Here is a 12782-nt window from a genome sequence, read left to right as displayed (position 1 = left end):
CCTGCAAGGGGTTTGGGGCGGCGATTTCGCCGTCGATGCAGGATGCACGGGGAGCGCGCCCTTCCGCCCGGCGAACCACCACCGCGAGCGCCGACCGAACAATGGGAAACCGGTCATTGTCCGCACATGGCCGACTCCTGGGACATAGTGGGGAAGCGGCGATGGTTTTCGGTCGAATGGCCGGGGAAAGGCCTCGTCGGGACGGGGCGGGGGCGGCAGAATCAGGCCGTCGGTACGGTTCGGTACGATTTCCAGGGGGCGGCGATCATGGCAGTGGAAACAGGGAACGCGACGGGTGCGAGTGCGGGCGGGGACGCGCCGGCGGTGATACCCGACCTGGAAGGGGTCCCGCTGCTCGGATCGCTCCTGGACCTGAAGGCCGACTCGCTCGCCACCTTCCTGCGCGCCCGACAGCGCCACGGGGACGTCGTACGGATCTCCGCCGGCCCGCCCGGACTGCGCGCCGAGCTGTACTGCGTCTTCTCCGCCGAGGGAGCCCAGCAGGTGCTGGCCTCGCAGTCGGCCAACTTCCGCAAGGACAACCTCTTCTACCAGGAGCTCCGGGACTCCTTCGGCAACGGCCTGCTGACCAGCCAGGACGAGGACTACCTGCGCCAACGCCGGTTGGTGCAGCCCCTGTTCACCCGCAAGCGGGTGGACGGCTACGCCGCGGCCATAGCGGGCGAGACCGACGCCGTGCTCGCCTCGTGGGCCCAGGCGCGGGACGGGATCGTCGACGTCTCCTCCGAGATGATGCACCTGGCCCTGCGCGCCGTGGCCCGTATCCTCTTCGGCACGGACGTGGAGGCCACCGTCGACGTGGTCGACCGGTGTTTCCCGGTCATCACGGAGTACGTGCTGCGCCGCGGCTACTCCCCCGCCAACATCCCGCGCGGCTGGCCGACGCCCGGCAACCGGCGCGCGGCCGCCGCGATGGACGAGCTGTACGCCGTCTGCGACGAGATCATCGCCGGCCGGCGCCGGGCGTCCGCCGAGGACGGGGAGGGGCCGGGCGAGGACCTGCTGACCCTGCTCACCGCCGCGCAGAGCGCGGGCGACGCCGCGTTCGACGCCGGCGAGCTGCGCGACCAGGTGCTGATCTTCCTGCTGGCCGGCCACGAGACGACGGCGACCTCGCTGGCGTTCGCCCTGCACCTGCTCGGACGCCACCCCGAGGAGCAGGCGCGGGCCCGCGAGGAGATATCCCGCGTCCTGGGCGACCGTACGCCCGAGGCCGCCGACCTGGACCGGCTCCCGTACCTGACGCAGGTGCTCAAGGAGGCCATGCGGCTCTACCCGGCGGCCGCGGTGATCGGACGCCGGGCGGTGGCCGCGACCGAGGTCGCCGGGCACACCATCCCGGCGGGCGCCGATGTGATCCTCGCGCCCTGGGTGACGCACCGCCACCCCGCCTACTGGGACGAGCCGGACCGCTTCGACCCGTCCCGCTTCACCCCCGAGGCGGAGGCCGCGCGGCCGCGCTACGCCTGGTTCCCCTTCGGCGGCGGGCCGCGCGCCTGCATCGGGCAGCACTTCTCGATGCTGGAGTCGGTGATCGCGCTCGCGATGATCCTGCGCGCCTACGAGTTCGAGGCCGTGGACACCGAGATCCCCGTGAACGCCGGCATCACCCTGCGGACGGCGGGCCCGTCGCGCTGCCGCATCCGCCCCGCGAAGGGCTGACTGAAGGCCGAGTGAAGGCCGACAGTGGAGCTGTTTAGCGGTAGTCGTCGGGGTGGTCCTGCATCCAGTCGTTGATCTGGTCGCGGGTGGCGATCAGGGCGCTCTGGTGCTTCTTCAGGTTCGCGAAGCCGCGGTCGCCGCCGAGTTCCCTGTCGAGCTTCGCGATCAGGGCGATCGGCTCGGGGAAGTGGCCGGGGCCCTTGGGGTCGGCCTTCATGGCGCGGTCCAGGCGGTGGAGTTCGTCGTGGACCCGACCGAGGAAGTAGGCGCAGTTGGCCGGGGTGCACGAGTCCCCGAGCGTGGCCTGGAGGCCCGCGAAGGCGTCGCGCACCAGCTCCGGCGGCGGCGAGGGCAGGCCGGCGGCCGGGGACGCGAGGGAGGGGGTCGGGGCCGGCGCCCCCGACGCGGGGCGCGAGGCCGGCGCCGTCGGGGAGGGGGCGGAGGAGGCGACGGGCGAGGCGGGAGCCGAGGCCGACGCCGAGGGTGCGGTGGCGGACGGTTTCGGGTCGTCGCCGCCGCAGGCGACGGTGAACGCCGCCAGGGTGAAGGTCAGTGTCGCGAGCGCGGCGCCGCGCATGGTCGATCCGTACATGGTGTCCCCCCGTGGTCCGATGATCGTCCGACCCTACCGACCCTTCTCGCCCGCGACGGGCGTCGGGGTGTGGTTTCCCTGGAGTCGGGCGAGGTCGGAGGGGCGGACCTGGATGACGAACACCGCGATCGCCGCCCCGGCCACCGTGAACAGCGACGCCGCGACGAAGGCCGTGCTCACGCCCGAGGTGAGCACCTGGTCGGCCCATGGCTTCGGGAGCTGTCCGGTGCGCAGGAAGAGCGCCCGCTGCGCGGGTCCCGCCGTCTCCAGGAAGGCCGGCACCCGCACCGCGGCCTCGTGCCGGCTCGCCGTGCCGAAGACCGTCACCAGGATCGACAGGCCGAGCGAGCCGCCCACCTGCTGCATCGTGTTGAGCAGCCCGGAGGCGGCGCCCGACTCCCGGTCGGCGACGTTGGACAGGGCCATCAGGGTCAGCGAGACGAACTGCAGGCCCATGCCGGTGGCGAACACGACCACCGGGCCCAGCACGTTCTCCGGGTACGTCGAGTCGACGTCGATCCGCGTCAGCCAGCCCAGTCCGACGGCGCAGCAGGTCGCGCCCGTGATCATGAAGGGTTTGGGTCCGAACCGGGGCAGCAGTTGCGAGGCGAATCCGGCCGCTACCGCGACCATCACGCTGACCGGCAGGAAGGCGAGGCCGGCGCGGAGGGGGCTGAAGCCGAGGACGTTCTGCACGAACAGGGTGAGGAAGAAGAACATGCCGAAGATCGAGCAGGCGAGGAAGAGCATGATGCCGTAGGTCCCGGCCCGGTTGCGGTCGGCGAACATGTGCAGCGGCGTGATCGGTTGGGGGGAGCGCCGCTCGTTGAGGGCGAACAGGGTGAGCAGCACCGCGGCGGCGGCGAAGGACCCGAGGGTCAGCCCGTCGCGCCAGCCTTCCTGGGACGCGCGGATGAACCCGTAGACGAGACCGACCATGCCCAGGGTGGACAGCAGCGCGCCGGCCAGGTCGAAGTGTCCGGGGCGGCGGGCGGATTCGTGGAGGACGCGCGAGGCCAGCAGGGCGACGAGCACGGCGATGGGGACGTTCACGAAGAGGATCCAGCGCCAGTCGAGCCATTCGACGAGGACGCCGCCGGCGAGCAGCCCGATCGCGCCGCCGCCCGCCGAAACGGCGGCGAAGACGCCGAAGGCGCGGTTGCGGGCGGGTCCTTCGCGGAAGGTGGTGGTGATCAGGGCGAGCGCGGTCGGGGAGGCGATGGCGCCGCCGACTCCCTGAAGGGCGCGCGCGGCCAGCAGCTGGCCGGCGTTCTGGGCGAGGCCGCCGAGGAGGGAGGCGAGGCCGAACAGCGCGACGCCGAAGACGAAGACCCGTTTGCGGCCGAGGATGTCGCCGGTGCGGCCGCCGAGGAGGAGGAGCCCGCCGAAGGTCAGGGTGTAGGCGCTGACGACCCAGGAGAGGGATTCGGTCGAGAAGTCGAGCGCGGTCTGGATGTGTGGTAGCGCGATGTTCACGATGGTGACGTCGAGAACGACCATGAGCTGGCAGAGGGCGATCACGAACAGGGCCAGGCCGTTTCCGCTTCCTCGGACCTTGCCGTCGGTCCCGTTGCTGGTCGGCTTCGCATGCGGGTCCACTAGTCGACGCTATGCCCGGAGGGGAAGGGTCACCACTCGAATGGGCTATGCCATGTGATATTTTACATGCCACACTGAGATCATGGACCCTTTTCTCAGGCTCTCCGCCGACACCGCCCGCTTCACCCACGGAGCCCCCCGCGCCTTCTCCTTCGGCGACGACGGCCGCCTCCTGTGGTTCCTGCGCTCGACCGGCCCCACCGACCCGCTCGACGGCCTGTGGGTCCTCGACACCGCCACCGGCGCCGAGACGCTCCTCGCCGACCCGCGCGCCCTCGACGGCCTGGCGGATGAACTCCCGCTCCCCGAGCGCCGGTTGCGCGAGCGGACCCGGCTCGTCGCCGACGGCATCGGCTCCTACGCCCTCTCCGCCGACGGCCTGCGCGCCGTGTTCGCGCTGAACGGGCGCCTCTACGCGGTCACCTACGCGGGCCCCTACGCGGCAGGCGCCCCCGGCGGCGCGCACCCCGAGGAGCTCCCCACCGCCGGCCCCGCTCTCGACCCGCGCCCCAGCCCCGACGGCTCGCGCACCGCCTACGTCAGCGGCGACGCCCTGCACACCGTCCAGGGCGGACGGGTCAGCCCCGACGACGGGGCCCGGTGGGGCCTCGCGGAGTTCGCCGCCGCCGAGGAACTCGGGCGCGCCCGGGGCCACTGGTGGTCTCCCGACGGGCAGAGCCTGCTCGCCGCCCGCGTCGACGAGAGCGCCCTCCAGCGGCGCTGGTTCGCCGACCCGGCGCACCCGGAGCTGCCGGGCGAGGACTTCGCGTACCCGGAGGCGGGCGGGCCCAACGCCGACGTGCGGCTGTGGGTGCTGGGGCCGGGCGGGAGCCGGGTGCGCCTCGACTGGGACGCGCGGGAGTTCCCGTACGTCTCCGACGTCGAATGGAGCGCCGACGGCACGCCGGCCGGGGAGATCCTGCTGACCGTCCAGGACCGCCTCCAGCGCAACGTCCTGCTCCTCGCCGCCGACCCGGCCACCGGCCGCACCCGGGAACTCTCGCGCACCACGCACCCGCGATGGGTGGACCCGATGGTGCCCGGTACCCCGGCGCGGCTGGCCGACGGCCGGATGCTCACCGCCGTCGACACCCCCGGCGGCGCGGCGCGCGGCCTCGCCGTCGACGGCGAACCCCTCACGGGCGACGGCATCCAGGTCCGCCGCGTGGCCGGCACCCACGAGGGCCGGCTGCTGATCGAGGCCGGGCGGCGCGACCCGTCCGAGCAGCAGGTGCTGCTCCTGGACCCCGTGACCGGGGAGCTGACCCCGCTCGCCGACGGCCCCGGCGTGCACGCGGTGGCCGCCTCCTCGGCCGGGGCCCTGCTGCTGACCTCCGCCGACGCCGACGGGTTCCGCCACACCGGGCGCACCGCCGACGGGCGGGAGTTCGCCCCGGCCGACCTGTCGGCCCCGCTGCCCTACCGGGTGACGCCGGTCTTGGAACGCGTCACCGAACACGGCGTCCCCACGGCCCTCGTCCTGCCCCGCGACCACGTCCCCGGCCGGCGGCTGCCCGTCCTCATGGACAGCTACGGGGGCCCCGGCTTCCAGGACGTGTCCGCCGAGCCGCGCCGCTGGCAGGCCCGCCAGTGGTGGGCCGACCAGGGCTTCGCCGTGGTCACCGTCGACAACCGGGGCACCCCCTACGTCTCCCCCGCCTTCACCCACGCCATGTACCGGGGCTTCTCCGACGTCACCCTGGAGGACCAGGTCGCGGCCCTGAAGGCCCTCGGCGCCCGCCACCGCGACCTCGACCTCGGCCGGGTCGGCGTACGGGGCTGGTCCTACGGCGGCTACCTGTCGGCGCTGGCCGTGCTGCGTCGACCCGACGTCTTCCACGCGGCCGCCGCCGGAGCCGCGCCCACCGACTTCCGCCACTACGACACCGCCTACACCGAGCGCTACCTCGGCCTGCCGCAGGAGCACCCGGAGGTGTACGAGCGGGACTCGCTGATCCCCGACGCGCCCGCGCTGACCCGGCCGTTGCTGCTGGTCACCGGCCTCGCCGACGACAACGTGCACCCCTCGCACACCCTGCGCCTGTCCCGCGCGCTGACGGACGCGGGCCGCCCGCACCGGCTCCTGGCCCTGCCCGGCGTCACGCACATGACCCCGCGCGGCACCCGGGAGAAGATCATGGAACAGGAACTGGCCTTCTTCCGCGAGGTTCTCGCCGTCCAGTGACGTCATGACGCGAAAGGGCCCCGGAGGCGTCATCGGCTCCGGGGCCCTTCCTCTTCCCGTGGATCCCCGTCAGTCACCCGGGAAGTGACACGCCACCTCGCGTGAGGCGGCAAGCTTGAGCGACGGCCGCTCGGTGCGGCAGATCTCCTGCGCCTTCGGGCAGCGCGGGTGGAATCCACAACCCGGCGGCGGGGCGGCCGGGCTCGGTGGGTCGCCGAGCAGCACGATCCGCTCGCGCCGCCGTTCGGCCGCCGGGTCGGGCAGCGGTACGGCGGACAGCAGCGCTCGGGTGTAGGGGTGCTGCGGGTTCTCGTAGAGGGCCCGCTTGTCCCCGATCTCGACGATCCGGCCGAGGTACATGACGGCGACCCGGTCGCTGACCCGCTTCACGACGGAGAGGTCGTGCGCGATGAACACGTAGGCGAGGCCCAGTTCGGCGCGCAGGCGCTCCATCAGGTTGACGATCTGCGCCTGGACGGAGACGTCGAGGGCGGAGACCGGTTCGTCCGCGATGACCAGGCGGGGGTTGGTGGCCAGCGACCGGGCGATGCCGATGCGTTGGGCCTGGCCGCCGGAGAACTCGTGAGGATAGCGGTCGATGTGCTCGGGGATCAGCCCCGTCAGCTCCATCAGATCGGCGGCCCGGCGGCGGGCGTCGGACGCGCTCCAGCCCTGGACCAGCAGCGGGTCGGAGATGATCCGGGCCACCGTTTGGCGGGGGTTGAGGGAGGAGTGCGGGTCCTGGAAGACCATCTGGATGTTCTTGCGCAGGGGCCGCAGGGCGCTCTGCGAGAGCCGGCTGATGTCCTTCCCCTCGAAGGTGACCTGTCCGGAGGTGGGTTCCAGCAGCCGGACGAGCATCCGCCCGGTGGTGGACTTGCCGCAGCCCGACTCCCCGACGAGACCGAGCGTGCGGCCCGCCTCCAGGTCGAAGGAGACCCCGTCGACGGCCCGCACGGGCGCCCCCCGGCGCCCGGTCAGCGACCGCTTCCCGGGAAAGGTCATCGTCAGGTCCCGTACGGAGAGCAGCGGGCGGGTGGTGGTCTCGCTCATCGGGCCGCCTCCTCGGCGCTGCGGGTCGCGGCGCCGGCCGCTCCCGGGTAGTGGCAGGCCACGCCCCGCTCCGGTCCGTCCCCGTACGCCTCGAAGGCCGGACGGCGCTGCGCGCACGGCTCGGCGGCGCGCGGGCAGCGCGGGGCGAAGGCGCAGCCGGGCGCGGGGGCCAGCAGGGACGGCGGGGAGCCGGGGATGGAGGGCAGGGGCTCGTCGTCGGCGGTGTCGAGGCGCGGCAGGGAGTCGAGCAGGCCCCGGGTGTAGGGGTGGGCGGGGTCGGCGAACAGCGCGTCGACCGGGGCCTGTTCGACGGCCCGGCCGCCGTACATGACGAGCACCTCGTGGGCGACCCGGGCCACCACGCCCAGATCATGGGTGATCATCACCACGCCGAGCCCGCGTTCCTGCTGGAGGCGGGCGATCAGCTCCAGGATCTGTGCCTGGACGGTGACGTCGAGGGCGGTGGTGGGTTCGTCGGCGATGAGCAGGTCGGGCTCGCAGGCCAGGGCCATGGCGATCATCGCGCGCTGGCGCATGCCGCCGGAGAACTGGTGCGGGTACTCCCCGGCGCGGCGGGCGGGTTCGGGGATGCCGACCTCGCCGAGCATGTCGACGGCCCGCTTGCGCGCGGCGGCCCGGCCGGCCTTGAAGTGGACCCGGAAGTGCTCGGCGATCTGCTCGCCGACGGTGTAGTAGGGGTGCAGGCTGGACAGCGGGTCCTGGAAGATCATGGCGATCTTCCGGCCGCGCACCGCGGAGAGTTCCTTCTCCGACAGGCCGTTCAGTTCCCGTCCGGCGAGCGTGACGGAGCCGGTGACCTCGGCGCCGCCTCGGTGCAGGCCCATGACGGCGAGGGAGGTGACGGACTTGCCGGAGCCGGATTCGCCGACGATGCCCAGGGTGCGGCCGGCCTCGACGGTGAAGTCGAGGGAGTCGACGGCGCGGACGGTGCCGCGCGGGGTGGTGAAGGTGACGCGCAGGTCGCGCACCTCCAGCAGGGGGGCGGTCATCAGTACCTCACCCTCGGGTCGATGACGGCGTACAGGAGGTCGACGACGAGGTTGGCGACGACGATGAAGAAGGCGGCCAGCAGCGTGACGCCGAGGACCACCGGCTGGTCGGAGTTGACGAGCGCCCCGTAGAAGAGCCGCCCGATGCCGGGGAGTCCGAAGATCGATTCGGTGATGACGGCTCCGGCGAGGAGTCCGCCGAGGTCCATGCCGAAGATGGTGAGGATGGGCGTCATGCCGGAGCGCAGGCCGTGTTTGACGACGACGGTGCGCTCGGGCATGCCCTTGGCGCGGGCGGTGCGGATGTACGGCTCGGCCATCGCCTCGATCATCGAGCCGCGGCTCTGGCGGGCGTACATGGCGGCGTAGAGCAGGGCCAGCGCCGTCCAGGGCAGGAGCAGGTTGCCGGCCCAGGCGAGCGGATCGTCGGTGAAGGCCTGGTAGGTGGGGTACGGCAGGAGTCCGGCGACGCGGATGACACCGTAGATGAGCATGACGGACGTGAAGTAGACGGGCAGGGAGGCGGCGGCGACGGCGCCGACCATCAGGGCCTTGTCGGTGGCGGTGTCCTTGCGCAGGGCGGCGGTGACGCCGGCGCCGAGGCCGAGGACCAGCCACAGGACGGCCGCGCCGAGGGCGAGGGAGGCCGAGACGGGGAGCCGGTCCATCAGCAGGTCCCAGACGGGCAGGGAGTTCTCGTACGAGTAGCCCAGGCACGGGAACTCGCAGCGCAGGGCGTACTGGCCGGTGCCGAGGGTGCGGCCGGTGAAGATGCCGGTGAGGAAGTCGGTGAACTGGCGCCACAGGGGCTGGTCCAGGCCCAGGTGGACGCGTACGTCGGCGAGGCGTTCGGCGCTGCAGGTCTTGCCGCAGGCCGCGGCGGCGGGGTCGGAGGGCAGGACGTAGAAGATGAGGAAGGTGACGGCGGCGATGGCGAGGAGCACCCCGGCCAGGGCGAGCAGTCGGCGCAGGAGGTAGAGGATCACGTACGGCCTCCCCTCGGGTCGAGGATGTCGCGCAGGGCGTCGCCGAGGAGGGTGAAGGCGAGCACGGCGAGGAAGAGGAAGACGCTCGGGATCACGAAGTACATGGGGTCGGTCTCGTAGAAGGCGACGGACTCGGCGATCATCTGTCCCCAGGACGGGGTGGGCGGGCGGACGCCGACGCCGAGGTAGCTGAGCGCGGCCTCGGTGCTGATCATTCCGGGGATCAGCAGGGTGGTGTAGGCGATGACCGGCCCGGAGACGCCGGGGAGGATGTCGCGGGTGAGGATCCGCCAGGAGGTCGAGCCGCCGACGCGGGCGGCGTCGACGTACTCGCGGTGTTTGAGGGACAGGGTCTGACCGCGGACGACGCGGGCGACGCCGGGCCAGCCGAAGAGGCCGATGATCGCGGTCATGAGCACGATCCGGTTGACGTCCTTGGCGACGGACAGCATCGCGATCATGAAGATCAGCGAGGGGAAGGACATGGTGAGGTCCATCAGCCGGGACAGGACGGCGTCGACGCGCCCGCCGAAGTAGCCGGCCGCGATGCCGGCGGCGGTGCCGGTGAGGACGACGATGGCGGTGGCGGCGAAGGCGATGAGGAGGGAGACCTGGGCGCCGTGGACGACGCGGGCGAACAGGTCGCGGCCGGTGACGGGTTCGACGCCGAGCCAGTGCTCGGAGCTGATGCCGCCGAGGGAGCCGAGCGGTTGGCCGCCGAGGTAGGGGTCGATGGCGGTCTTGTCGAACTCGTCCGGGGACCAGCCGCCGAGCGCGCCCAGCCAGGGGGCGGCGACGGCCATGAGGACGAACAGGAGGACGACGCAGAGGCTGACGCGGACGGCGGGCCGGCGGGCCAGTTCCCGTCGGGCCAGCTGCCAGGGGCTGCTGCCGGGGGCGATGGCCCCCGGTGCGGTGGTGGTCATGGTGTCGTGGGCTCCGGCTTCCTCAGCCCTGGCTCTTCGACGGGTCCTTGAGGCCCACGGTCGCGTAGTCGATGGTGCCGGTCCACACGGGGTGGCCGAAGGCTCCCGCGATGTTGGGGCCGACGAGCAGCGGCTTGCGCTCCAGGAGGATCGGGACGGCCGGCGACTTCTTCATGATCTCGGCGTCGAGGTCGATCCAGGCCTGGTTGGCCTGCTTGGCGTCGGCCATGGCGTTGATCTCGTCGATCCGCTTCATGGTGGCCTCGTCGCGGAACTGGCTGTTGTTGCCCTGGTTGCCCTTGTCCTTGATGGTGCGTCCGTCGAAGACGAAGGGGATCCAGGTGGAGCCGGAGGGGTAGTCGGGGCACCAGCCGGAGAGGGTCATGTCGGGGGTGGTGGAGAGGTCGCCGATGACGTCGTAGTAGGCGCCCGGGTCGATGGTGTCGATGACGACCTCGACGCCGGCGCGGGCCAGGCCCTGCTGGAGGGCCTCGGCCTTGCCCTTGTCGCCGGTGGAGACGGCCAGGGAGACCTTCAGCTTCTCCTTGCCGGCGGCCTTCAGGAGCTCCTTGGCCTTGGCCGGGTCGCCGGCGGCGGGGATCTTCAGGGTGTCGGCCTGCTTGCCGCCGGAGAGGGCGGGGGGCAGGTAGGCGGTGGCGACCTCGTTCAGGGCGGGGCCGCCGCCCGCGGTGACGACGGCCTCCTTGTCGACGGCGTACTGCATCGCCTCGCGGACCTTGGGATCGTTGAAGGGGGCCCGGGAGTTGTTCAGGGAGAGCATCTCGGTGCAGCCCTGGGACTCGGCGAGCAGGCGTGCCTTGACGTCCGGCTTGGGCAGCACCTTGGGGGCGCTCTCCGGGCGCATGTCCATGTACTGGACGGTGGAGGCGTCGGCGCCCTCGCCGGCGATGACGCGGTCGTCGATCTGGCCGCCCTTGAGACCCATGACGACGACGAACCGGTCCGGGTAGGCCTTGCGGACGGCGTCGGTCTTCGGGTCCCAGTGGTCGTTGCGGACGAGGACGAGCTTCTTGTCCCGGTCGTACGACTCGATCTTGTACGGGCCGGAGGAGAACGGCCGGGAGTCGTACTGGGTGCCCTTCTCCTGGGCCTGGGGGACCGGCGCGAAGGTGGGGAGGGTGGCGGTGGCGGAGAACTCGGCGACGGGGCGCTTGAGTTCGAAGACGATCGTGCGGTCGTCGGGGGTCTTCACCGAGTCGAGGTGCTGCCCCTGGAGGGGGCCCTTGTAGCCCTCGGTGCCGGCGAGGTACTGGGCGGCGTAGTCGGGGCCGCCGGTGAGGTCGGGGGCGAAGGAGCGCTCGACGTTGTACTTGATGTCCTGGGCCTTGACGGGCGAGCCGTCCTCGTACTTGACGCCCTCCTTGAGGGTGAAGGTCCAGGTCTTGCCGCCGTTGGAGGGGGTGCCGAGGTCGGTGGCGAGGTCGGGGACGAGCTCGCTGCCGGCCTTGCCGGGCTCGGCCTTGAAGGTGACGAGGGTGCGGTAGAGCAGGCGGGTGCCGAAGTCCATGGCCGGCATGACCCAGTTGCGGGCGGGGTCGAGGTGGGCGAAGTCCTGGTTGGACAGGACGGTGAGGGTGCCGCCCTTGACCGGGGTGCCGCCGAGGATCTTCCCGTCGTTGGCGGCGGCGGGGTTGGAGGCACCGGCCCCTGCCCCTGCCGCGGAGCCCTTCTTCGTGTCGGAGCAGCCCGACGCACCGAGTGCGAGAGACGCCACCAGGGCGGTGGCGAGGGCGAGTTGGGTGCGCTTGGTCATGGTCACTCCAGTGAAGGGCCGCGCTTTATGATGTGACCGGTAACATAGTAATGTGAAATTGTACTGACAACCCCTCGACGCCGTCGTTATCCAGCCGTGTCCAAATGGGCGCGGTGCAGGGCCTGTTGGGAACTCCCCGCCGCCACCCCCGGCACGCGAAAGCGGCCGACGGGGAACCCCGCCGGCCGCTTCGCGCCTGCCCTTCGGTGGCCCTACACGCCCGAACCCAGGCCGCCCGGGGTGCGACCCACCGGTTCGTCGCGACCTTGGGCCCACAGGGAGCGGACGTGGCCGAGGTGGCGCTGCATGCACGCCTCGGCGGCTTCGGCGTCGCCCGTGAGCATCAGGTCGAGGAGTTCGATGTGCTCCTCGGCGGAGGAGACCAGCTTGCCCGCCTCGTCCAGGCCCGTCAGGCCGTACAGGCGGGAGCGCTTGCGCAGGTCGCCGACCGTCTCGACGAGGCGGTCGTTGCCCGCGAGGGCGAGGAGGCCCAGGTGGAAGCGGCGGTCGGCCTCCAGGTACCCGATGAGGTTGTGCTCGCGGGCGCTGGTGACGATCTCCTCGGCGATGGGCCGAAGGGCCTCCAGCTGCTCGGCCGTGGCGATCTTCGTGATCCGGCCGACGGTCGGGACCTCGATCATCGTGCGCAGTTCGGTGTACTGGTCGAGGTCGCGCTCGCTGACCTCGGTGATGCGAAAGCCCTTGTTGCGCACGGGCTCGACCAGGCCCTCGCGGGCCAGGTCGAGCATGGCCTCGCGTACGGGCGTGGCCGAGACGCCGAGTTCGGCCGCGAGGCCGGGGGCGGAGTAGACGCTGCCCGGCCGCAGTTCGCCGGCGATGAGGGCCGCTCGAAGGGCGTGGCCGACCTGGTCGCGGAGCCGTTCCTGGGCCTTGATGAGACTGTGCTGCTTCAGGTCACCCATTGCTCTTCCTCCGAGACCCCCGACACCGCCACGGTTGGGCAGAGGAACAGC

The 12782-nt window shown here is 72.1% G+C and carries 10 protein-coding genes; 2 read left to right on the top strand and 8 right to left on the bottom strand.

The features are described 5' to 3' along the window. Nucleotides 1-267: 267 nt before the first annotated feature. Nucleotides 268-1683: a cytochrome P450 gene (locus M4D82_RS25940; RefSeq protein ID WP_249768334.1), complete on the top strand. Its 1416-nt coding sequence runs from the start codon at nucleotides 268-270 to the stop codon at nucleotides 1681-1683. A 34-nt stretch (nucleotides 1684-1717) separates the two neighbouring features. Here M4D82_RS25940 and M4D82_RS25935 read toward each other — a convergent pair whose 3' ends face one another. Continuing rightward, nucleotides 1718-2275 (bottom strand): hypothetical protein, encoded by a 558-nt coding sequence (locus M4D82_RS25935; protein ID WP_249768333.1) that lies wholly within the window; start codon nucleotides 2273-2275, stop codon nucleotides 1718-1720. A 33-nt stretch (nucleotides 2276-2308) separates the two neighbouring features. Next, complete coding sequence (locus M4D82_RS25930) at nucleotides 2309-3874, bottom strand: MFS transporter (protein WP_502989002.1); 1566 nt, start codon at nucleotides 3872-3874, stop codon at nucleotides 2309-2311. An 82-nt stretch (nucleotides 3875-3956) separates the two neighbouring features. Between M4D82_RS25930 and M4D82_RS25925 the strand changes: the two genes are divergently transcribed. Next, nucleotides 3957-6059, top strand: coding sequence for a S9 family peptidase (locus M4D82_RS25925; RefSeq protein ID WP_249768332.1), 2103 nt, complete (start codon nucleotides 3957-3959; stop codon nucleotides 6057-6059). Between the two features lie 69 nt (nucleotides 6060-6128). Here the strand turns inward: M4D82_RS25925 and M4D82_RS25920 are convergent, their stop codons facing one another. The 6 genes from M4D82_RS25920 to M4D82_RS25895 all read right to left on the bottom strand — a co-directional run bounded on the left by M4D82_RS25920 (nucleotide 6129) and on the right by M4D82_RS25895 (nucleotide 12731). Next, complete coding sequence (locus M4D82_RS25920; protein WP_249768331.1) at nucleotides 6129-7112, bottom strand: ABC transporter ATP-binding protein; 984 nt, start codon at nucleotides 7110-7112, stop codon at nucleotides 6129-6131. Next, nucleotides 7109-8122 (bottom strand): ABC transporter ATP-binding protein, encoded by a 1014-nt coding sequence (locus tag M4D82_RS25915; protein ID WP_249768330.1) that lies wholly within the window; start codon nucleotides 8120-8122, stop codon nucleotides 7109-7111. Before M4D82_RS25915 ends, M4D82_RS25920 begins: the two co-directional genes overlap by 4 nt. Then, a complete protein-coding gene (locus M4D82_RS25910; RefSeq protein WP_249768329.1) occupies nucleotides 8122-9108 on the bottom strand; it encodes an ABC transporter permease in 987 nt (328 codons plus the stop codon). The genes M4D82_RS25915 and M4D82_RS25910 overlap by 1 nt, the downstream gene beginning before the upstream one ends. Further along, the gene (locus M4D82_RS25905; protein ID WP_249768328.1) at nucleotides 9105-10034 is read right to left on the bottom strand and encodes an ABC transporter permease; all 930 of its coding nucleotides are present in this window, start codon (nucleotides 10032-10034) and stop codon (nucleotides 9105-9107) included. Before M4D82_RS25905 ends, M4D82_RS25910 begins: the two co-directional genes overlap by 4 nt. A 22-nt stretch (nucleotides 10035-10056) precedes the next feature. Beyond that, a complete protein-coding gene (locus M4D82_RS25900; protein WP_249768327.1) occupies nucleotides 10057-11808 on the bottom strand; it encodes an ABC transporter substrate-binding protein in 1752 nt (583 codons plus the stop codon). A 212-nt stretch (nucleotides 11809-12020) separates the two neighbouring features. Continuing rightward, nucleotides 12021-12731, bottom strand: a complete 711-nt coding sequence (locus M4D82_RS25895) for a GntR family transcriptional regulator (protein WP_249768326.1) — start codon at nucleotides 12729-12731, stop codon at nucleotides 12021-12023. Nucleotides 12732-12782: the final 51 nt, after the last annotated feature.

The organism is Streptomyces sp. RerS4 (assembly GCF_023515955.1).
In the GTDB taxonomy this organism is placed as follows: Bacteria; Actinomycetota; Actinomycetes; order Streptomycetales; family Streptomycetaceae; genus Streptomyces.
This window is presented reverse-complemented; position numbering and strand designations above follow the sequence as displayed.